This is a genomic window from Streptomyces sp. R-07 (assembly GCF_049913175.1).
GTDB lineage: Bacteria > Actinomycetota > Actinomycetes > Streptomycetales > Streptomycetaceae > Streptomyces.
The window spans coordinates 4,927,321-4,946,943 of the sequence record NZ_CP183978.1; the positions used below are offsets into that span (position 1 = coordinate 4,927,321).

The 19,623-nt window shown below is 71.4% G+C and carries 19 protein-coding genes; 7 read left to right on the forward strand and 12 right to left on the reverse strand.

Annotation, left to right across the window (positions count from 1 at the left end):
• Nucleotides 1-223: 223 nt before the first annotated feature.
• Together ACN9M0_RS22660 and ACN9M0_RS22665 are read left to right on the forward strand one after the other, a co-directional pair.
• Nucleotides 224-1,519, forward strand: coding sequence for a metallophosphoesterase (locus ACN9M0_RS22660; RefSeq protein WP_426404103.1), 1,296 nt, complete (start codon nucleotides 224-226; stop codon nucleotides 1,517-1,519).
• 195 nt (nucleotides 1,520-1,714) lie between these two features.
• Nucleotides 1,715-3,268 carry an ABC transporter substrate-binding protein gene (locus tag ACN9M0_RS22665; protein ID WP_366039871.1) on the forward strand — a complete coding sequence of 518 codons (1,554 nt, stop codon included), beginning with the start codon at nucleotides 1,715-1,717 and terminating at the stop codon, nucleotides 3,266-3,268.
• A gap of 55 nt (nucleotides 3,269-3,323) precedes the next feature.
• Here ACN9M0_RS22665 and ACN9M0_RS22670 read toward each other — a convergent pair whose 3' ends face one another.
• The 3 genes from ACN9M0_RS22670 to ACN9M0_RS22680 are packed head-to-tail and all read right to left on the reverse strand — an operon-like array spanning nucleotide 3,324 to nucleotide 5,005.
• On the reverse strand, nucleotides 3,324-4,106 hold the full coding sequence (locus ACN9M0_RS22670) for a TetR/AcrR family transcriptional regulator (protein WP_366039870.1): 783 nt from the start codon (nucleotides 4,104-4,106) through the stop codon (nucleotides 3,324-3,326).
• A gap of 10 nt (nucleotides 4,107-4,116) precedes the next feature.
• On the reverse strand, nucleotides 4,117-4,563 hold the full coding sequence (locus ACN9M0_RS22675) for a thiol-disulfide oxidoreductase DCC family protein (protein ID WP_366039869.1): 447 nt from the start codon (nucleotides 4,561-4,563) through the stop codon (nucleotides 4,117-4,119).
• 7 nt (nucleotides 4,564-4,570) lie between these two features.
• Entirely contained in the window at nucleotides 4,571-5,005 is a 435-nt protein-coding gene (locus ACN9M0_RS22680; RefSeq protein WP_366039868.1) for a hypothetical protein, read from the reverse strand.
• Between the two features lie 124 nt (nucleotides 5,006-5,129).
• On the opposite strand from ACN9M0_RS22680, the gene ACN9M0_RS22685 reads away from it, so the two are divergent.
• Complete coding sequence (locus ACN9M0_RS22685) at nucleotides 5,130-5,924, forward strand: alpha/beta fold hydrolase (RefSeq protein WP_426404104.1); 795 nt, start codon at nucleotides 5,130-5,132, stop codon at nucleotides 5,922-5,924.
• Here ACN9M0_RS22685 and ACN9M0_RS22690 read toward each other — a convergent pair.
• On the reverse strand, nucleotides 5,899-8,466 hold the full coding sequence (locus ACN9M0_RS22690) for a DUF4132 domain-containing protein (protein ID WP_426404105.1): 2,568 nt from the start codon (nucleotides 8,464-8,466) through the stop codon (nucleotides 5,899-5,901). The two genes, ACN9M0_RS22685 and ACN9M0_RS22690, sit on opposite strands and share 26 nt — an antisense overlap.
• Nucleotides 8,467-8,498: 32 nt before the next feature.
• Nucleotides 8,499-9,722 carry an MFS transporter gene (locus tag ACN9M0_RS22695; protein ID WP_399695898.1) on the reverse strand — a complete coding sequence of 408 codons (1,224 nt, stop codon included), beginning with the start codon at nucleotides 9,720-9,722 and terminating at the stop codon, nucleotides 8,499-8,501.
• Between the two features lie 85 nt (nucleotides 9,723-9,807).
• On the opposite strand from ACN9M0_RS22695, the gene ACN9M0_RS22700 reads away from it, so the two are divergent.
• Nucleotides 9,808-10,353: a MarR family winged helix-turn-helix transcriptional regulator gene (locus tag ACN9M0_RS22700; RefSeq protein ID WP_366040854.1), complete on the forward strand. Its 546-nt coding sequence runs from the start codon at nucleotides 9,808-9,810 to the stop codon at nucleotides 10,351-10,353.
• A gap of 43 nt (nucleotides 10,354-10,396) precedes the next feature.
• Here ACN9M0_RS22700 and ACN9M0_RS22705 read toward each other — a convergent pair whose 3' ends face one another.
• From ACN9M0_RS22705 to ACN9M0_RS22730, 6 genes are all read right to left on the reverse strand, one after another.
• Nucleotides 10,397-10,939: a hypothetical protein gene (locus ACN9M0_RS22705; RefSeq protein ID WP_366040855.1), complete on the reverse strand. Its 543-nt coding sequence runs from the start codon at nucleotides 10,937-10,939 to the stop codon at nucleotides 10,397-10,399.
• A 241-nt stretch (nucleotides 10,940-11,180) separates the two neighbouring features.
• Entirely contained in the window at nucleotides 11,181-11,939 is a 759-nt protein-coding gene (locus tag ACN9M0_RS22710; protein ID WP_041130880.1) for a succinate dehydrogenase iron-sulfur subunit, read from the reverse strand.
• Nucleotides 11,939-13,693, reverse strand: a complete 1,755-nt coding sequence (gene sdhA, locus ACN9M0_RS22715) for a succinate dehydrogenase flavoprotein subunit (RefSeq protein WP_426404106.1) — start codon at nucleotides 13,691-13,693, stop codon at nucleotides 11,939-11,941. The genes ACN9M0_RS22710 and sdhA overlap by 1 nt, the downstream gene beginning before the upstream one ends.
• Nucleotides 13,694-13,717: 24 nt before the next feature.
• Nucleotides 13,718-14,197 carry a succinate dehydrogenase hydrophobic membrane anchor subunit gene (locus ACN9M0_RS22720; protein ID WP_366040856.1) on the reverse strand — a complete coding sequence of 160 codons (480 nt, stop codon included), beginning with the start codon at nucleotides 14,195-14,197 and terminating at the stop codon, nucleotides 13,718-13,720.
• Between the two features lie 8 nt (nucleotides 14,198-14,205).
• The gene (sdhC, locus tag ACN9M0_RS22725) at nucleotides 14,206-14,586 is read right to left on the reverse strand and encodes a succinate dehydrogenase, cytochrome b556 subunit (RefSeq protein ID WP_015035721.1); all 381 of its coding nucleotides are present in this window, start codon (nucleotides 14,584-14,586) and stop codon (nucleotides 14,206-14,208) included.
• A gap of 192 nt (nucleotides 14,587-14,778) precedes the next feature.
• The gene (locus ACN9M0_RS22730; RefSeq protein ID WP_366040857.1) at nucleotides 14,779-15,219 is read right to left on the reverse strand and encodes a 2-oxo-4-hydroxy-4-carboxy-5-ureidoimidazoline decarboxylase; all 441 of its coding nucleotides are present in this window, start codon (nucleotides 15,217-15,219) and stop codon (nucleotides 14,779-14,781) included.
• Nucleotides 15,220-15,547: 328 nt separating this feature from the next.
• Here ACN9M0_RS22730 and ACN9M0_RS22735 point away from each other — a divergent pair, with 328 nt between their 5' ends.
• The 3 genes from ACN9M0_RS22735 to ACN9M0_RS22745 all read left to right on the forward strand — a co-directional run bounded on the left by ACN9M0_RS22735 (nucleotide 15,548) and on the right by ACN9M0_RS22745 (nucleotide 18,498).
• Nucleotides 15,548-17,167: a beta-N-acetylhexosaminidase gene (locus ACN9M0_RS22735; RefSeq protein WP_426404107.1), complete on the forward strand. Its 1,620-nt coding sequence runs from the start codon at nucleotides 15,548-15,550 to the stop codon at nucleotides 17,165-17,167.
• Between the two features lie 92 nt (nucleotides 17,168-17,259).
• A complete protein-coding gene (locus ACN9M0_RS22740) occupies nucleotides 17,260-17,901 on the forward strand; it encodes a DUF4328 domain-containing protein (RefSeq protein ID WP_426404108.1) in 642 nt (213 codons plus the stop codon).
• 66 nt (nucleotides 17,902-17,967) lie between these two features.
• Nucleotides 17,968-18,498 (forward strand): hypothetical protein, encoded by a 531-nt coding sequence (locus ACN9M0_RS22745; RefSeq protein WP_366040860.1) that lies wholly within the window; start codon nucleotides 17,968-17,970, stop codon nucleotides 18,496-18,498.
• A 53-nt stretch (nucleotides 18,499-18,551) separates the two neighbouring features.
• Here the strand turns inward: ACN9M0_RS22745 and ACN9M0_RS22750 are convergent, their stop codons facing one another.
• Nucleotides 18,552-19,289, reverse strand: coding sequence for a Clp protease N-terminal domain-containing protein (locus ACN9M0_RS22750; protein ID WP_366040861.1), 738 nt, complete (start codon nucleotides 19,287-19,289; stop codon nucleotides 18,552-18,554).
• Nucleotides 19,290-19,623 lie beyond the last annotated feature (334 nt).

Consider the following 19,623-nt stretch of genomic DNA (forward strand, 5'->3'; position numbering starts at 1 on the left):
AGTGGGGTGGCCGTGCCCTGCCAGTATCGAACGGGCCCGCCGCGATCTTTCGGCAGGGTCTCTGTACGTTGGTGGTCGGCTGCGTCAAGAAGCTCTGGAACGGGAGCGGCCTCGCCGTCACCTCCGTTGTCTTGGGGACGTGATCGGCGTGATCGGCGTGATCGGGTTGCGTGGGGTGCGTGCCGTGCGTCGCGCGGACGTCTAGAAGAGGGGTTCCGGGGGCGTGGTCGTCTTTCTGCTGGTCCTGGTCGTGGTCCTCGCGCTGCTCGGCGCGGTCCACTGGTACGTGTGGCGGCGCCTGGTGCGCGACGTGACGGTGCCCGGGAGCCTGCCGCGCCCGCTCGGTACGGCCGCCGTGATCGTCCTGCCGGTGCTGTCGCTCGCCGCCCTGGTGTCCGGCCGGGCCGATGCCCCCTTCCGGCTCCAGCAGGCGGTCGCCTGGCCGGGCTTCCTCTGGCTCGCCGTGCTCCTGTACCTGGTCCTGGCCCTGCTGGCCGGCGAGGCCGTCCGCCCGCTCCTGCGCGCCTGGCTCGACCGCCGCGCCGCCGCCACCCCTGCGGAGCCCGTACCGGCGGCCGTGACCACCCCTGCGGAGCCCGTATCCGCCGCCGTGACCGCCCCGGCTGAGCCCGCCGCACCCGAGCCCGCACCCGCCGCCGTGACCGCACCGGCTGAGCCCGCCGCCCCCGACGTCTCCCGGCGGCTGTTCGTCTCGCGCGTCGTCGGTGGTTCCGCCGCCGCCGTCGCCGTCGGGACCGTCGGATACGGCACGTACGGCGTGCTGCGCGGCCCCCGCGTCAAGCGGGTCACCGTCCCGCTCGCCAAGATCCCGCGCGCCGCGCACGGTTACCGGATCGCCGTCGTGTCCGACATCCACCTCGGGCCGATCCTGGGCCGGGCCCACACCCAGCGGATCGTCGATTCGATCAACGCCACCCAGCCCGACCTGATCGCGGTCGTCGGCGACCTCGTCGACGGCACCGTCGAGAACCTCGGCCCGGCCGCCGAGCCGCTCGCCCGGCTCCGTGCCCGCCACGGCTCCTTCTTCGTGACCGGCAACCACGAGTACTTCTCGGGTGCCGACGCCTGGGTCGACCACGTCCGCGAACTCGGCCTCCGCCCGCTGCGCAACGCGCGCGTGGAGATCCCGGCGGGCTTCGATCTCGCCGGCGTCGACGACGTCGCGGGGGAGAGTGAGGGCGAGGGCCCCGACTTCGCGCGGGCCCTCGGCGACCGCGACCGGGCCCGCGCCGCGGTGCTCCTCGCGCACCAGCCGATCGTCGTCCACGACGCCGTACGCCACGGCGTGGACCTCCAGCTCTCCGGCCACACCCACGGCGGCCAGCTGTGGCCCGGAAACCACCTCGCCGAACTGGCCAACCCGACCGTCGCCGGGCTCGAACGGTACGGCGACACCCAGCTGTACGTCTCGCGGGGCGCGGGCGCCTGGGGACCCCCGGTCCGGGTCGGTGCGCCCTCCGACATCACGATCGTCGAACTCGCCTCGAAACGGGCCTGATCGGACATTGTCACTCCCTGCATCGGGGTCGATACGTGCTGCTCATCGACTTAAATTCTCATATCCCGGACATATACCTGTCGTGTGAAAGTTTTCCCTTCCCCATGTGAAACCCGTGTGATGGGATGCAGGCCATCGCGACGTTTTTTGGGGGCCGTCGCATCTGGGGTGGTACCAAAAAAAGGAAGCACGGCAATGCGGTCGACGGTCCGTCTGCGGATCCTCATCACTTGTGGAGTACTGGTGGCCGCCGGAGTGGGGGGCTGGCAACTCCTGCCCTCCGACGGCGTCCGGACCGATCCGATCACCGTCGGCACCACCGACGAGGTCACTTCACTCGACCCGGCCGGCGCGTACGACGCCGGTTCCTGGGCCATGTACAGCAACGTCTTCCAGTCGCTGCTCACCTTCAAGCCGGGCCTGAGCCAGCCGGTGCCGGACGCCGCCGAGAGCTGCAAGTTCGTGGGGACCAAGCTCACCACGTACCAGTGCACGCTCCGCGACGACCTCACCTTCGCCAACGGGCGCAAGATCACCGCCGAGGACGTCAAGTACTCCTTCGAGCGGATGCTGCACATCAAGACGGACGTCGGCCCGCAGCCGCTCTTCCCGACCCTGAAGAACGTCTCGGCCGAGGGCCGGACCGTCACCTTCCACCTGAGCGGCCGGGACGCCACGTTCCCGCTGAAGGTGGCCACGGGCGCCGGCTCGATCGTGGACAAGGACCAGTACCCGGCCGGCAACCTGCGGACGGGCTCCGCGGTCGACGGCTCGGGGCCGTACGTCCTCAAGGAGTACAAGGAGGGCGAGTCCGCGCTCCTGGAGCCCAACCCGAAGTACAAGGGCGCCATCACCAAGGCCGGTCACACGGTCCTCGTGAAGTACTACGGCCAGTCCGCGGACCTCGCCACCGCCTGGAAGGCGAAGGACGTCCAGGTGACGCACCGGCAGCTGCCGCCGAACTTCCTCGCGACCCTGGACACCAAGGACGGGACCCGCGTCACCGAGGCCGAGAGCGCCGAGATCCGCAACCTCAACTTCAACGTCCGGTCCGGCTCGCCGATGGCGAACAAGGCCGTACGGCAGGCCGTCGCCGCCGTCCTCGACCGCCCGGCGATCACCGAGGGCGCCTACAAGGGCACGGTCGAGCCGCTCTACTCCCTCATCCCGCAGGGCTTCGTCGGCCACAGCACCGCCTTCTTCGACGTCTACCCGGAGCCGAGCGCGAAGGAGGCCAAGGCGCTCCTGAAGGACGCCGGGGTCAAGACGCCGGTGAAGTTCACGTACGGCTACCGCAAGGACGCCACGTACGGCGCCGAGGCCGCCGAGGTCAAGCGGCAGCTGGAGGAGACCGGCCTCTTCAAGGTCAAGCTCGTCGAGGCCGACTGGCAGAGCTTCCAGAAGGGGTACGCGAAGGGCAGCTACGACGCCTACCCCGTCGGCTGGCTCCCCGACTTCCCGGACTCCGACAGCTTCACCGCCCCGCTCGTCGGCACCCAGAACACCCTGCACAACGGCTTCTCCAGCAAGCGGATCGACAGCCTGATCGCCTCGACGCAGCAGTTCAGCGACCGTGGCCGCGCGACGAACGACTTCAAGGAGATCCAGAACGAGGTCGCCTCCGACGTCCCGCTCGTCCCGCTGTGGCAGAAGAAGGACTACGTCCTCTCCACGGAGGCGGTCGCCGGCTCCCAGTACCTGACGGACGGCACCGGCATCTGGCGCCTGTGGGAGCTCAGCTGGATCTAGCCGGATCCGGCTGGACCGGCTGGAGCCGGCTGGATCCAGCCGGCTCCAGCCGGAGCTAGTCGTTCTCCGACGGCTTCGGGCTCGTCCTCTTCTTGGGCTTGCCCGAGGCCGCCATCCCGGCCGCCGTCGGCATGAAGTCGGAGAGCAGCTCGTGCGTCTCCTTGACCAGCGGGCGCAGGATCCGGAAGCGGGAGAGCGAGATCGCGCGGGCGGTGACCGGCGCGAGGCGCTCCACCAGGCGCCGGCTGTTCGCCGCGCCCTCCGAGCGGTCGTACACCCAGAACAGCACCAGGCCCATCTGCTGGAGCCACAGCAACTGCGGGAGCGCTTCCTTCAGTTCCGGGTCGACCTTGACCGAGGCACCGGAGATGACCCGCCGGTGCACCTCGATGGCGGCCTCGCGCGGGCCCTCCGACTCGGGGGAGAACGGGCTGAGCGGGCTGTCCGGGTCGGCGGCGTTCTTGAAGAACTGGGCCGCGAACTCGTGGTACGGCTCCGCGATGTCGAGCCAGCCGAGGTAGACCCCGCGGATCCGTGCCGTGAGGTCCTTCTCGGGGCCGGTCAGGATCCCCTCGACGGCCGCCTGGTGCTCCTCGGCGATCCGGTCGTAGAAGCCCTGGACGAGGTGCTCCTTGGAGGAGAAGTAGTAGTACGCGTTGCCGACGGAGACCCCGGCCTCCTGGGCGATGGCCCGCATCGTCGTCTTGTCGTAACCGCGCTCCTTGAACAGCCGGAGCGCGGTTTCGAGGATGAGCGTGCGGGTCTGCTCGCTCTTGGGGGCCTTCTTCTCGTCGGCCGGCTTCAGGTCGGCCTTCTTCTCTTCCTTCACGTCCTTCACAGGGCCGAGCCTAACCGGGCGGACCGGGCACCTCGCAGTGCCCGTCCCCGCAGGACCGGTCGTCCGGTCCCGTTCCCTTGAGGGCCTCGCGCCACTTCGCGGCCGCCAGGACGGTCACCCGGGCGAAGGGCAGTCCCGCGGGGGTGGCCAGCCAGTGGGCCCTGGCCCGGTGGTCGGCCAGCGCCCAGAGGCAGACGATCCAGGCGGAGGCCTCCCGGTAGACCTGGCCCCGGTCCCCGATCACGGTGATCTCCCGCAGGGTGGCGGTGTGGTCGAGGGCCGGGAAGAGGCGCCGGGCCTGCTGCGAGCCGGCCGGTACGAAGTCGAGCGGGACGAGCTGCCGCTGGCGCAGCAGCCAGTGCCTGAGGTGCACGCAGAGCGGGCAGTCGGCGTCGTACAGCACGGTCAGGCGTCCCACGGGGGTCGTCGGCGTGCTCGCCGCGGTCGGGCCGGGCACGGCCGGTTCAGACCTGGGGCGCGGGCGGGGCCCAGGGGCCGCCCTTGGGGGTCGCGGTCCAGCCCTGCGGACCGACCGGCGGCACCTGCTCGCGCTCCATGACCCCGCGGCGGCGGATCTTGTTGAGTACGTACACGTTCCCGAGGTGCATCACGCCGAGGACGAGCAGGACCACTCCGAGCTTGACGGAGAGGGCCTCGAAGAGTGCCCGGGCGTCGAGGACGGCGTCGTCCTGGCTCAGGTAGAGGGCGACGAAGCCGAAGTTCACGAGGTAGAAGCCGACCACCAGGAGGTGGTTGACGGCGTCCGCGAGCTTCTCGTTCCCGTGCAGGACGTCGGAGAGGAAGATCCTTCCGTTGCGGCTGAGGGTGCGGGCGACCCAGATGGTGAGGCCCACGCTGATCAGCAGGTAGACGATGTACGCGACGACAGTGAGGTCCATGCCCCACCCTCCCTTGAACGCGTTCAAAAGCTGGCAGTCATGACTGTAGACCTCCTCTTGAACGTGTTCAAGTCGCGTGGGGGAAGTGGTCTCCGCGCGGCACCCGGCCGCTAGGGTCGCGCGGGTGACGCTCTCTCATGACCTGGCCGGCACCGGCCCCTCGACCGTCGTCCTGCTGCACTCCGGCGTCTGCGACCGCCGCATGTGGGACGGGCAGTTCCCCGCGCTGGCCGCGGCGGGACACCGGGTCGTCCGCTGCGACCTCCGCGGCTTCGGCGGCAGCCCGATCGACGCCCCGCACACCCACGCCGAGGACGTGCGCGAGCTCCTCGACCACCTCGGCGCCGAGCGGGCCGCCGTCGTCGGCTCTTCCTTCGGCGGCCGGGTCGCCCTCGAACTCGCCGCCGCCCACCCCGGACGCGTCTCGGCCCTCGCCCTGCTCGGCTCCGCCGTCCCCGGCATGGAGCCCAGCGACGAACTGCGCGCCTGGGACGCCCGCGAGGAGGCCCTCCTCGACGCCGGCGAAATCGACGCCGCCGTCGAACTCAACGTCGGCACCTGGCTCGGCCCCGAAGCCGGAGAGGCCGCCCGCGCCCTCGTCCGGGACGCCCAGCGGCGCGCCTTCGACCTCCAGCTCGCCGCCCCCGAGGAGCACCACCCGGTCGCACCCGAGGTCACCCGCGAGGACCTCGCCCGGATCCAGGCCCCCGCCCTCGTGGCCGTCGGCGCCCACGACCTCCCCGACTTCCGGGCCTTCGCCGACGAGCTCGGACGCCTCCTGCCCGCCGCCCGCCGCGTCGACCTCGACTGGGCCGGCCACCTCCCCGCCCTGGAACGCCCGGAGGAGACCGCCCGGCTGCTCGTCGCCTTCCTCGCGGAGACGGCCGCCGAGCTCAGCCCCGGCGTATCCGCGCGGTGATCGTCGCGTCGGTGATCCGGTCGTCGGCGGCCAGCAGCAGCGCCTTCGACAGGATCACCGACAGCAGCCCGCCGTCCTCCTCGAACGGCAGGAACACCGTCCCCCGGTCCCGCACGCGGTCCTCCACGACGCACAGGTACGTGTCGTCCGGCTCCATCAGCACGTTCCCCGAGCCCAGGTGGATCCGGTACGCCCGCAGCTCGCCCCGCACCCGCAGGAAGCGGTCGGTCAGCTCCACCCGGTCCGCGATCCGCGTCCGGGGCAGCAGCCGGGCCAGCGTCTCGCGCCGGATCAGCGCCGACTCCGTCAGCGCGCCGAACGACCAACTCTCCCAGTACCCGTCGTAGGCGCGGTCCTCCCCACGGTCCCGCCAGTGCGGGTCCGCCCCGATCGACGCCACCCCCACGAACAGATCGACGTCCCGCAGCGCCTCGGACAGCACGAGCGGCGGTACGTCGGCCAGCGCGGCCGCCTCCCAGGCGCCCCGCGTACCCGCCTCCCGGGCTCCCCGCGCCCCCGCCGAACCGTCCCGCGCGCCTGCCGATCGGGTCCGCCCACCCGCCGCCGCACCCGCCCGCCGCTCGAAGCGCACCTGGTCCGTGGAGCAGAGCCTGGCCACCCCGTCCCCGCGCGCCCCCTCGTCGACCAGCTCCACGAAGAACCGGGCCCGCCAGCGCGTCCCCTCACCGGCCGGCAGCTCGCCCGGCACGGGCAGCTCCTTCACCAGCTCCGAGGACCAGCCGTCCGAGAAGTACCCCAGATGGTTCCCCGTCCAGCCGCGCTCGGCCATCAGCGCCCGCGCCTGCCCGTACCGCAGGACGTGCCCCGCGAAGCGGTTGGAGTACGAGCCGGTCGTGAGCTCCGCCGGGGTCAGCGGGTACACCTCGCGGAAGACCTGCTTGAACGGCTGGCGCTCCTCCCGCTCCGCCAGCGCGGCCCGCCACTCCGCGACCTCCTCGCCACCGGCCCGCAGCGGATGCCACAGCCGCAGCCGGGCGCCGGGACCGACCGGACGCGCCGTCCCGTCCGCGGCCGCCAGGGCCCAGCCGCCCCCGGTGCGCTCCGGAAGCCCCGCGGTCCACCGCTCCTCGGCGTCCCCGTCGTCCTCCGTGACCTCCCAGAGCAGCGCCCGGGCCACCGTCCCCGTCACCGGGTGGTCGACGTAGTGCCGCTGCCAGTCCTCCGCGGGCCAGACCGTCCCCGCCGCGAGGTGCTCCTCGAGGCGGGCCCGCTCGGCGGCGAGCAGCCCCCTCAGCTCCTTCAGCCCCGCCCTGACCCCCTTCAACTCCTCCGCGCGCGTCTCACGGACCTCCTTCGGCGCCGTCTTCAGGACCCTCCCCTCCGGGCCCCTGAAGGCCAGCGCGACCGCACCCGGCTCCCGTACCGAGAACTCCGCCGTGTACGCCCCGAGCGGCACCTCCCGGACCCCGCGCCCGTCCAGGCCGAGCGTCGCCACCCCGCGCTCGCGGAGCATCGACGGCGTCACGCCCGAGCGCGCGGCGACGGCCCCCAGGGCCTTGGCGATCCCCTTGGCCACCGTCCGGTTCTTCACCTTCTTCGGCAGCCGCCCGAGCCACTGCACGGCCTCCTCGCCCCGGGCGCCCCCGCACTCCCCGAGCACCGCGACCGCCGCCGTGGCCAGCGGCTGACTCCGGCAGAACCCACCGGACCCCCCGAGCCCGGTCCCCGCGTGCAGGGCGACGGCCCCGACGAGCGGCACGACCCAGTCGGCGTCGAGGTCGAGCGCGGCCCACATCAGGCCGCGGACGAGGCAGGTGTTGGTGTCGCCCGCGAGATGCGAGAAGACCATGCCCCAACTGCTGAGGTCGGTCACCCGGTGCTCGGGCTGTGCGGCGATCCCCTCCAACAGCCGCCGCACCACCTCCGCTCCCTGCTCGGCCTCCCCGAGGAGGGCCGCCGCCGTCCGGCGCCAGACGCGCGTCGCCCGGGGCTTGTCCAGGAGCACGCAGTGCCCGAGGAAGTCCGCCACGCCCGCCCCCGCGAGCAGCTCACTGTGGGCGGCCCGCATCGCAGGGCCGTACTCGTCGAGCCCGTCGAGGAGATTGCGGGGGAGCCTGCCAGGCGGTGCCGTCGTCTCGCGGCGCAGCAGGACGTCCATCCGGTCCCGTATCGCGGCGAACTCGACGCTCTCGTAGGTGCGCAGCGACTCGGCCGTCCGGCGCAGTGCCCGGACCCGGGCCCGGTCGAACTCCTGGGCCTGCTCGGCCGCCGAAAGAGCGATCGGCACCAGGTTCATGAACGAGTGCCGCAGTTCGTGCGGGGCGACCTTCGCGTCCTGGCCGACGAGCCGCGCGAGGAGTTCGTCGGACTCCTCGGTGCTCCAGGCCAACTCCTGGCGGGACAAGGCGTCGAGGGCCGCCGACACCTGGCCGGGCCTCCTTCCGCAGGCCCTCAGATGAAGCGCGAGCGCCCACTCCCGTCGCTCCTCCGTCCCCAGGGAGGCGATCAACTCACCGACCACCTCCGGCCCTTCCGTAAGCGCCTCGTCCAGCCCGGTCTCCAGGACCGTGATCCCCACCATGCTCACGACGGTAGAGGACCCCACTGACAGCCCTAGCCGAACCGCCTCACCCCCGGCACGAGCGCCGTCCCCGCGCAGCACCCGCCCACCACCACCGCCGCGGCCAGGAGCGGCACTTCGGGGCCCCAGGCGGTGGCCGCGAGCGGGGCCAGGGTGTAGCCCAGGGGCATGGCGGCGAGGGAGAGCAGCCAGTCGTACGAGGTGACGCGGGCCAGGGCGTGTTCCGGGACGGCCCGCTGGACGGCGGTCTGCCACACGGGGGAGAGGAAGCCGAGCCCCGCCTGCGCGAGCCCGTACGCCGCGATCGTCAGCGGCGCGGGCGCGGCGAGCGCGAGCAGGACCAGCGGCAGCGCGTACGTGGCGAGGCCGAGGTTCGCGGTCAGGACCGGGCGCCGGGGGCGGGCCCGGTCGGCGAGCAGCGCCCCGAGGAGGAAGCCGACGGCGCCGACCTGGAGGAGGACGACCCAGGTGGTGCCGCCGCCGAGTCGCTGCACGGCGATCGCGGGCCCGAGGGTCATCAGGACGGCGGCGGCGCCGTTCCAGGCGCTGTGGCCGATGAGGCTGGTCCAGTACCAGTCCCGGGAGCGGACCTCCTGCCAGCCCTCGGTGAGGTCGGCGCGGAGCGAACGGCGCGGGATCGGGACCCGCTTCACCCGTACGGCGGTCAGGAGCAGGGCGCTGACGGCGAACGTGGCCGCGTCCAGGACGAACGCCCAGCCGGGGCCCACGGTCAGGACGAGGGTGCCGGCGAGGGCGGGTCCGGCGAGGCGGGTGGCGCTCTGGGCGACGCCCATCGCCGCGTTGGCCCGGTGCAGCGACTCCGTCGGCACCGTGCCCTTCACCAGCGGGGAGCCGGTCGGCATCGCGAAGGCTCCGGCCGCGCCGCCGAGCGCCTCGGCGACTGCGAGGACGGCGAGGCTGGGGGCGCCGCCGAGCAGCTGGAGGCCGACGAGGAGCTGGGTGGCGCAGCGTACGAGGTCCGTGGTGAGGGCGACCGTACGCGCGTCGAAGCGGTCGCCGACGACGCCGCCCAGCGGCAGCAGGAGCAGCTTGGGGACCATGGCGCAGCCGAGGACCAGGGCGAGTGCCGAGGTGGAGCCGGTGGCTTCCAGGACGGCGAGGGCGAGGGCGGCGGGGATGGCGGCGTCGCCCAGGAGGGAGAGGGCGCGGCCGGTGAAGAGGAGGCGGAAGGAGCGGGTGCGCAGGGGGTGGGGGACGGGTGAGGGCGCGGCGGTGCGTACCGGGGTCGCGGGCATGGGAGGCAGAGTATTTCGGTTCCGAATAGTTCGTCAACGAAATACTTCTCGGGAGGGGAGTGCCCCGCCGACGTACGATCACCCCATGGCGCTTCCCGAGGAACCGCGTGCCCCCCACGCACCGCGCGACTGGACCGACGACCACGTCGACCGCTGGCAGCCCGTGCTGCCCGGCCTCGACCCCGTCGTCGAAGGCGCGGTCACCCGGATGAAGAAGCTCTCGGTCCATCTGCGCCGGGTCAGGGAGCAGTCCCTCGTCGACTTCGACCTGGAACGCCACGAGTTCGACACCCTCCACAAGCTCGCGGGGCGCGGCGGCAGCGCCGCCCCCTCCGAACTCGCCCAGGACCTCGACCTGGCCCCCGCCTCCGTCTCCGGCCGCCTCGACGCCCTGGAGAAACGCGGCTTCGTCCGCCGCACCCAGTCCACGACCGACCGCCGCCGGGTCGTCGTCGAACTCACCGCAGCCGGCCGCGAGACGTGGCTGGGCGCGATGGACGTCCTCGGACACGAGGAGTACCGCCTCCTCGGCGTCCTCACCCCCGAGGAGCGCGACCTGCTCAACGGCATGCTGCGCCGGATCATGGTCGAGGCGGAGTCGGCCGGCCCCACCCAGTCCTGGCACGCCTGAACCGGGTGGGCGGCCGTCGGGCCGAGGGTCGCCTCCCCGGGGCTCACATGCTGAGCGAGCGCGCGTAGTTGAGCTGGCCCATGATGTGGTGGATGGTGTCCGGGCCGGTCGCCGGGATCATCGTCGCGTGGTGGCGGCCGCCGCTGGTCACCGTGACCTGGATGAAGCCGGTCGTGGTCTTCTCCTTCATCAGCAGGAACAGCAGGCCGAGCAGGCAGAAGAGGAAGAAGATGACCGCGAGGACGATCGCCACGGTGGGCATCTTCTCCTCGGTCCGCGACATGTCCATCGCGTTCCACACGGCGCCCTTGAGGGGCATGTTGCCCGCCGGCGTGATGATCTGGTCGCCGACCACGGTGATGTCACCGAGGCTCAGCACCGGCGCCCCCATGCCGGCCGGAGCGTGCTGCGGCGGCACCGGCACGCCGCCCGGCAGGGTCGGCTGGTAGGGCGGCGGCGACTGCGGGTACCCGTACCCGGGCGTCGCGTCCTGCGGATACCCGTACGCCGGCGTCCCGGGCGCCCCGCCCTGCTGCCCCGGCCCCCACTTGTACTCACCGTCCGCGTAAGGGTTCGGCTCGCTCATCAGTCCCCGTCCTTCCTTGCCCGTCAACGCTGCCCCAGATCCTGGCACATGCGCGCACCCTCTGGTGCGCCCGGTGGCCCCTTGGACATGCGAAGGGCCCCGTCCCCCAGAGGGAGACGGGGCCCAGCCGCGCACCGGCGGTCGGAGGCCGCCGCAGCGGCCCGCAGTGACATATGCGGCTCCGCCGCGTGGCCGTGAGGCGCCCCCGGCGCCGAGTGGTGCGAGGGGCGCGTCGAGAAGGCTAGAAACGGCGGGTGATGAGCGCGCGCTTCACTTCCTGGATGGCCTTCGTGACCTCGATGCCACGCGGGCACGCGTCCGTGCAGTTGAACGTCGTGCGGCAGCGCCACACGCCGTCCTTGTCGTTCAGGATCTCCAGGCGCTGCTCGCCCGCCTCGTCACGCGAGTCGAAGATGAAGCGGTGCGCGTTGACGATCGCGGCCGGACCGAAGTACTGGCCGTCGTTCCAGAAGACCGGGCAGGACGACGTGCACGCGGCGCACAGGATGCACTTGGTGGTGTCGTCGAAGCGCTCGCGGTCCTCGGCGGACTGCAGACGCTCGCGCGTCGGCTCGTTCCCCTTGGTGACCAGGAACGGCATGACGTCCCGGTACGCCTGGAAGAACGGCTCCATGTCCACGACCAGGTCCTTCAGGACCGTCAGGCCCTTGATGGCCTCGACCGTGATCGGCTTCTCGGGGTTGATGTCCTTGATCAGCGTCTTGCAGGCGAGCCTGTTCTTGCCGTTGATCCGCATCGCGTCCGAGCCGCAGATGCCGTGCGCGCACGAGCGACGGAAGGTCAGCGTGCCGTCGACGTCCCACTTGATCTTGTGGAGGGCGTCGAGCACACGCTCCTTCGGGTCGATCTCGATCTGGAAGTCCTCCCAGACCGCGGCGTCCGACACCTCGGGGTTGAAGCGGCGGATCCGCATCGTGACCGTGATGTACGGGGAGGCGGCGGACTCCGCCTCGACCTTGTCCAGTACGGGGGTAGCCATCAGTACTTACGCTCCATCGGCTGGTAGCGGGTCTGGACGACCGGCTTGTAGTCGAGACGGACGGTCTCGGAGCCGTCCTCGCCGACCTCGCGGTACGCCATGGTGTGGCGCATGAAGTTGACGTCGTCGCGGTTCGGGTAGTCCTCGCGGTAGTGACCGCCGCGGGACTCCTTGCGCGCCAGGGCCGAGACGGCCATGACCTCGGCCAGTTCGAGCAGGTTGCCCAGCTCGATGGCCTCCAGGAGGTCCGTGTTGAAGCGCTTGCCCTTGTCCTGGATGGACACGTTCTCGTAGCGCTCGCGCAGCTCGGCGATCTTCTCGACGGCCGTCTTGATGGTCTGCTCCGTACGGAACACCATCACGTTGGCGTCCATCGTCTCCTGGAGCTCACGGCGGATGTCGGCGACCCGCTCGTGACCCGTGGAGTTGCGGAGCTTCTCGATCGTCGCGACGACGAGCGCCTCCGGGTTCTCCGGCAGCTCGACGTAGTCGTGCTTCGCGGAGTACTCGGCCGCGGCGATGCCGGAACGCTTGCCGAAGACGTTGATGTCGAGCAGCGAGTTGGTGCCGAGGCGGTTGGCGCCGTGCACGGAGACACAGGCGACCTCGCCGGCCGCGTACAGGCCCGGGACGACGGTGGTGTTGTCCGAGAGGACCTCACCCTCGACGTTCGTCGGGATGCCGCCCATGGCGTAGTGCGCGGTGGGCTGGATCGGGATCGGGTCCGTGTACGGCTCGATGCCGAGGTACGTACGGGCGAACTCGGTGATGTCCGGGAGCTTGGCGTCGAGCTGCTCCGGCGGGAGGTGCGTCAGGTCCAGGTAGACGTGGTCGCCCTCGGGACCGCAGCCGCGGCCCTCGCGGATCTCCGTGTAGATGGAGCGGGAGACGACGTCACGGGACGCGAGGTCCTTCATGACCGGCGCGTACTTCTCCATGAAGCGCTCGCCGTCCTTGTTGCGGAGGATGCCGCCCTCACCGCGGGCGCCCTCCGTCAGCAGGATGCCCATGCGCCAGATGCCCGTCGGGTGGAACTGGAAGAACTCCATGTCCTCCAGGGGCAGACCGCGGCGGTAGCAGGCGGCCTGGCCGTCACCGGTCAGGGTGTGCGCGTTGGAGGTCACCTTGAAGAACTTGCCGGTGCCGCCGGACGCGTAGATCACGGCCTTGGCCTGGAAGATGTGGATCTCGCCGGTGGCCAGCTCGTAGGCGACGACGCCCGCGGAGTGCTTCACACCGTCGACCTCGGTGATCAGCTGGTCCAGGACGTAGAACTCGTTGAAGAACTCCACGCCCTCCTTGACGCAGTTCTGGTACAGCGTCTGGAGGATCATGTGGCCGGTGCGGTCCGCGGCGTAGCAGGACCGGCGGACCGGGGCCTCGCCGTGGTTGCGGGAGTGACCGCCGAAGCGGCGCTGGTCGATCGTCCCGTTGGGCGTCCGGTTGAACGGCAGGCCCATCTTCTCCAGGTCGAGGACGGCGTCGATGGCCTCCTTCGCCAGGATCTCGGCGGCGTCCTGGTCGACCAGGTAGTCACCGCCCTTGACCGTGTCGAAGGTGTGCCACTCCCAGTTGTCCTCCTCCACGTTCGCCAGCGCGGCGGCCATGCCGCCCTGCGCGGCGCCCGTGTGGGAGCGGGTGGGGTAGAGCTTCGTCAGCACGGCGGTGCGGCTGCGCTTCGTCGACTCGATGGCGGCGCGCATGCCGGCGCCACCGGCGCCGACGATGACGGTGTCGTACTTGTGGATCTTCATGAGTGGATTACCTCAGCCCCGTGCCTAGCGGATGTTCGGGTCGAAGGTGAAGATCACCAGCGTGCCCAGAAGGATGGTGAACACCGTGGCGGTGTACAGCAGGCCCTTGAGCCACAGGCGCGTGTTCGCCCGCTCCGCGTAGTCGTTGATGACCGTACGGAGACCGTTGGCGCCGTGCAGCATGGCGAGCCAGAGCATCAGCAGGTCCCAGACCTGCCAGAACGGGGACGCCCAGCGGCCGGCCACGAAGGCGAAGCCGACCTTGGTGACGCCGCCGTCCAGGAAGAGCTGGATCAGCAGGTGGCCGAGGACCAGGACGACGAGGACCACACCGGAGAGGCGCATGAAGAGCCATGCGGCCATCTCGAAGTTGCCGCGGGTCGCGCGCGGGGTCTTGCCCGTGCGCTTGCGGGGGGCCTCGATGTACGGCGCGGGGTTGTCCACGTCGTAGTGCGCGCCGCCCTCGACGGGGCCGATCGCGGCGGAGGTCGTGTCAGCAGACATGAGTGGCGTCAGCTCCCGAACAGTTCACGTGCGGCGTGGCCGAGGACGGGGTACAGCGAGCCCGCCATCAGCACGACCCAGATGCCCACGACGGTCCAGAGCATCTGCTTCTGGTAGCGCGGGCCCTTGGACCAGAAGTCCACGGCGATGACCCGGAGGCCGTTCAGCGCGTGGAAGAGGATGGCTGCGACGAGGCCGTACTCCAGAAGAGCGACGATCGGCGTCTTGTAGGTCGCGACGACCTCGTCGTACGCCTCGGGGGAGACGCGGACGAGAGCGGTGTCCAGCACGTGTACGAACAGGAAGAAGAAGATGAGGACGCCGGTGACTCGATGAGCCACCCAGCTCCACATTCCTTCCCGGCCGCGGTACAGCGTTCCAGCCGGCACGGAAAAACCCTCCGGGAGCGGGGATCAGGGTCGGCCGGCTTCTCTGTCGGTCTGACCCGGCCGGGTACGGTCCACCGGCCCCGGTCATCGTAGCGACGACTTGTCGGTTCGCTCGCGCGGGGTCCATCGGTGTGATCAAACAGGCACGGACGGACTATCGCACAGGCCGGAATCGCCGTATTCCGGACGGATTCACGGTGCGGAGTGTCGCGGTGTGAGCCCCTCGGCCAGCCGGAAGGCCAGCCGGGCGCGGGCGAGCCGCCTCAGTTCGTCGGCGGCGATCACCCGCTCTTCCTCCGCTTCGTTGCCGAGACGTGACCGGATGCCTGCCAATACCTGGTCGAGACGCTCTCCGGGGCGCACTCCGTCGAGGCTGATCACGAACGCGTGCCCGAAGCTGCTCTCGTACGCGGCGTGGGCGGCCCGCAGCGCGGTCCGGGCGGCCGGCGGGGCGTCCGGGTGCGGCAGCGCGGAGGACTCGGCGGCCAGGGCCTCGTCGAGATCGGCCCGGGACAGGTCGTACCCGGCCTCGTCGGCGGCGGCGAGCAGGGCGTCCACGGTCGGGTACGGGCGGTGCGCCGCCACTCGTTCGGCCCAGCGCGCGCTGTGGCAGCAGGAGAGCAGCAGGGCCACGGCCTCCGCCGGCGATGCCGCGTTGAATCCGAGGAGACCGCCCGGGTGCCGGGAGTGGGCCTGCTGGGCAGGTATGGCAGGCGTGTCCGTGGAGCCCGGCTTCCGGCAGGGGGCATGGGTGTCGCTGGTCAGCGTGGACTCCGGGACGGGAGGAAGGGGCAGGGGTGGGTGTGACGCAACGTTATCGACGGGACGGGGGAAGTGTCCGACGGATGCGCGAATTTCACCCGGAAGGGAGAGTTTCGGAACACGTGATGGACGAACGCGTTCCGACCGGCCCGGGGTTCCCCCGATTGGCCGGTCCGCCATTCGTACGGGAGGATTCCGAATGATGCGGTACTCCATACGGGCGCCTCGCCGGGGCCCCGCCGTCCTGGCGACCGCGGTGGCGCTGGTCACCGTGGCGGCCTGCTCGAACGGTTCTCCGTCAGGTCCGGCCGGCCCGTCCTCCACGGGCGCGTCCGCGAGCGCCGCGCCCACGAGCGCCCCGTCGCCCACCCCGACACCGACGCCCACGAAGAACTACCCGCTCTCCACCGCCCCGCGCACCGTCCCCGCCGTCCGCGCCCACGAGGCCGCCCGCGGACCCGGCTGGAAACCCGCGCCCACCGGCGGGGTCGTCCTCGCCGCGAACAGCGCGGGCCTCGCCGACGAGGGGCAGCTGCTCGCCGGGGAGCTCGGCATCCCGTACCGCGGCGCCGTCGCGGCCGGACCCGGGGACGTCGAACTGGCCCTGGGCGGGAGCGGCGCCCCCGAGTCGTACACCCTGACGGTCACGGGCGGCCGCGTCCGGATCGCCGGCCCCGACGAGGCCGGCGTCTTCTACGGCACCCGCACCCTCAAGCAGTCGGTCAGGGCCACCGGCGCGATGCCCGAGGGGACCGTCACCGACCGGCCCGCGAAACCGCAGCGCGGACTCATGCTCGACATCGCCCGCAAGCACTTCACCGCCGCCTGGATCGAGGACCGCGTCCGCGAGATGGGCGACCTCAAGCTCAACCAGCTCGGACTGCACTTCTCCGACGACCAGGGCTTCCGGATCCAGTCCGACAGCCACCCCGAGGTCGTGTCGGCGGAGCACCTCACCAAGGCCGAGGTCCGCCGGATCCTCGCCCTCGCGGCCAGCCGCCACATCACCGTCATCCCCGAGATCGACTCGCCGGGACACCTCGGCGCCGTCATCGCCGCGCACCCCGGGCTCCAGCTCGTCAGCGCGAGCGGCCGGACCCCGCGCGGGACCGTCGACATCTCGAACCCGGACTCGGCGAAGATCGTCGACGAGCTGCTGCGCGAGTACACGCAGCTCTTCCCGGGGGCGTACTGGCACCTCGGCGGCGACGAATACGTCGCCCTCATGTCCAAGAACCCCGAGGCGAGCTACCCGAAGCTGGCGCGGGCCGCGGTCGCGAAGTACGGGCCCTCCGGCCGCGTCCAGGACCTCGCCACCGGCTGGCTCAACGACCGCGCGGCCGTCGTCCGGCCCACCGGCAAGACCCTCAAGGCGTGGAACGACGGCTTCTTCACGGGCGGGGTGGTGAGCCCGGCCGGGGACCTCGAGGTCGAGTACTGGACGGGCAGGGAGATCGGCGCCCGGCAGCCCGTCTCGTACCTGAGCGCGGGCCGCAAGCTGGTCAACCTCAACGACGACTACCTCTACTACATCCTCGGCCAGCCCAACCACTTCCCGTACCCCACCGGCCGCCGCATCTACGAGCAGTGGACCCCGCGCGTCCTGCGCGGCTCCACCCCCGTGCCCGCGCGGTACGACCCCCAGATCCTCGGCGGCCGCCTCGCGGTCTGGTGCGACGTGTCGCGGGCCCAGACGCCGGCACAGGTGGCGGACGGCATCCGGCTGCCGCTCGCGGCCCTCGCGCAGAAGGTCTGGGACCCGGCGAAACCGTCGCTGACCTGGGAGCAGTTCAAGGCGCTCGCGGCGAAGGTGACCTGAGTCTTCGTCGTGGACGCGATCGAGCCGGATCGCGTACGTTCCCCCGGCGGCGGCCGAGTGGCCGCCGTTCGTTCCTTGGGGGGAACCACCACATGCGCACGCTCAAGAACCCGATCGGCCTCGCGTGGGCCGTCGTGGCACTGCTGGCCGGCAACATCGTCTTCGACGTCCTGCTCGGCCTGATCGACGTCCGTAACCTGGCGGCCGACGAGACGGACTTCTATGACCCGGCCGCATTCGGTCCGATCAACCTGAACGTGGCCTACAGCTTGTCGCGCCTGCTGTACTGGGCGACCGGGATCGTCTTCATCATCTGGTTCTACCGACTGCGGAAGAACGCCGAGATATGGGCACGCGACCTGCAGAGCCGGACGCCTGGATGGGCCATCGGCAGCTGGTTCATCCCGATCGCCAACTTCTGGATCCCGCAGGTGATCGCCGCCGACATCTGGCGGGCCAGCCGCCGGGAGCCGTACGCCGCCGACGGCAAGCGGGAGCTGGCGCTGCTCAACAGCTGGTGGGCGTGCTGGAACATCGGCATCGTGGCGGAGATGATCGCCACGATGCAGTACAAGTTCGCGGAGACCATCGAAGCCTGGACCACGGCGACCTGGTGGTCCCTCGCGGGCTACGTCCTGGACGCCGTCGCCGCCGTCCTCGCGATCCTCGTCGTCCAGCGTCTGACCTCTATGCAGCACGCCAAGGCCACTGGCATGATTCCGGCCGCGCAGTGACGAAAAAGCGCCCCTCGGCGCAGTAGTGGAAGTACTGCGTCCGCATCGGTTGGCGAGGAGGCGTCCATGACGTCCGTGACGAGCACGAGCCTGCAGGAGCTGATCGACCGCGCCGACGCGCGGGGCCTCGCGGCCGCCGGGCTCGCGTGCCTGGACCGCTGTCTGCCCCTGCTCGCTCCCGAGCGCTCCGAGGTGCTGCGGCCGGTGTGGGCCGCGGTGGCGCGCGGGGACGGCGGGGCGTGGGCCGAGGCCGTCGGCAAGACGCGGGTCGAGCTGGCCGGCGCGGGCGGCGAGCAGGCGGACGCGGGCGGGATCGTCACGATGGTGCGGGTGATGCTCGACGGAGTTCCCGCCGAGTGGGCCGAGGAGTCCCTGCGGGCCTGGGCCGAACGGTGCTCGGCGGTGGCCCTCACCGTGCACCGCCTGCACGACGCGACCGAGGCCGGCCCGCTCCACGCCGGCGAACTCCGCCGCCAGCAGGCCGTCCTGGAAGCCGTCGCGCACGGACCGACCGGTCTGCGCCGGGCACGCGAGCTGTCCATCGAGGGCGGCCGGGTACTGCGCGCGGTCGTCTCGCGCCGGGCGCGCACCGCCTGAGCCGTACGAAGCGAGGGGGCACCCCTCGCTTCGTACGGAACCCCGGGTCGGACCTACGCCTCCGGCTGCTGGATCGTGACCGAGGCGATCGTCTCGGCGATCTCCCGCTCCGCCGTGGCCTTGTCCAGGCCGAGCCCGCTCAGCACGCCCCGCCCGTCCTCGTGCTCCAGGAGGGCCAGCAGGATGTGCTCGGTGCCGACGTAGTTGTGGCCGAGGCGCAGGGCCTCGCGGAACGTCAGCTCCAGTACCTTCTTCGCCGCCGCGTCGTACGGGACGAGCGCGGGCACCTCGTCGGCGGCCGGCGGCAGGGTCGCCGTGACCGCCTCGCGGACCTGGTCGAGGGTGACGCCCCGCGAGGTGATCCAGTGCGCCGCGAGCCCCTCGGGTTCGGCGAGCAGGCCGAGCGCCAGATGGGCGGGGAGGGTCTCGGCGTTCCGGGCGGCGGTGGCCTCGTTCTGGGCGGCCATGACCACGTTCCGGGCCCGGGGGGTGAAGCGGCTGAACCCGGCGTTGGGGTCCATCTTCTCCGCGTCCGGCTCCTTGGGGACGAAGCGCTTCTGGGCCGCCTGGCGGGTGACGCCCATGCTGCGGCCGATGTCGGTCCAGGAGGCGCCGGAGCGCCGGGCCTGGTCCACGAAGTGGCCGATGAGGTGGTCGGCGACGTCGCCGAGGTGGTCCGCCGCGATGACCGCGCCGGAGAGTTGCTCCAGGGCGTCCGGGTGGACCTTCTTGATGGCTTCGATGAGCTCGTCGAGACGGACAGGGACATTCAGGCCGACTGGATTCGTCATGAGGCAACCTTAGGTTGACACCCCTCCACTGTCAACGGGCGGTTGACACTCGAAGGGTGTAATCCGCCCCGGGCGCGCGAAAGGTCGCGAGAAAGAGTGAGAAGAGGGGGAAATGGGAGACGACCGGGGCCGCCACCCCCCACAGGAGAGGCCCCGGTCGTCGTCCACGGAGCCGCAGCACGGCTCCGTATTCCTATCAGCGCCAGTCGTGCGGTTTCTGTCACACCCTCCCGGGCCACCCGAAGGTTGCAAGTTGCACAAAGACCCCGGACCGCGTGGACGTGACGCCGCGACACGACGTAGCGTGCAGGTGCGCGAGGCAGCGTGGCGGTGG

Coding starts and splice junctions, on each gene's coding strand:
- ACN9M0_RS22665 (WP_366039871.1), top strand. CDS start 1,715: ATGCGGTCGACGGTCCGTCTGCGGATCCTCATCACTTGTGGAGTACTG.
- ACN9M0_RS22680 (WP_366039868.1), bottom strand. CDS start 5,005: ATGGACCTCACTGTCGTCGCGTACATCGTCTACCTGCTGATCAGCGTG.
- ACN9M0_RS22690 (WP_426404105.1), bottom strand. CDS start 8,466: ATGGTGGGGATCACGGTCCTGGAGACCGGGCTGGACGAGGCGCTTACG.
- ACN9M0_RS22695 (WP_399695898.1), bottom strand. CDS start 9,722: ATGCCCGCGACCCCGGTACGCACCGCCGCGCCCTCACCCGTCCCCCAC.
- ACN9M0_RS22700 (WP_366040854.1), top strand. CDS start 9,808: ATGGCGCTTCCCGAGGAACCGCGTGCCCCCCACGCACCGCGCGACTGG.
- ACN9M0_RS22705 (WP_366040855.1), bottom strand. CDS start 10,939: ATGAGCGAGCCGAACCCTTACGCGGACGGTGAGTACAAGTGGGGGCCG.
- ACN9M0_RS22710 (WP_041130880.1), bottom strand. CDS start 11,939: ATGGCTACCCCCGTACTGGACAAGGTCGAGGCGGAGTCCGCCGCCTCC.
- sdhA (WP_426404106.1), bottom strand. CDS start 13,693: ATGAAGATCCACAAGTACGACACCGTCATCGTCGGCGCCGGTGGCGCC.
- ACN9M0_RS22720 (WP_366040856.1), bottom strand. CDS start 14,197: ATGTCTGCTGACACGACCTCCGCCGCGATCGGCCCCGTCGAGGGCGGC.
- ACN9M0_RS22735 (WP_426404107.1), top strand. CDS start 15,548: ATGATGCGGTACTCCATACGGGCGCCTCGCCGGGGCCCCGCCGTCCTG.
- ACN9M0_RS22740 (WP_426404108.1), top strand. CDS start 17,260: ATGCGCACGCTCAAGAACCCGATCGGCCTCGCGTGGGCCGTCGTGGCA.
- ACN9M0_RS22745 (WP_366040860.1), top strand. CDS start 17,968: ATGACGTCCGTGACGAGCACGAGCCTGCAGGAGCTGATCGACCGCGCC.
- ACN9M0_RS22750 (WP_366040861.1), bottom strand. CDS start 19,289: ATGACGAATCCAGTCGGCCTGAATGTCCCTGTCCGTCTCGACGAGCTC.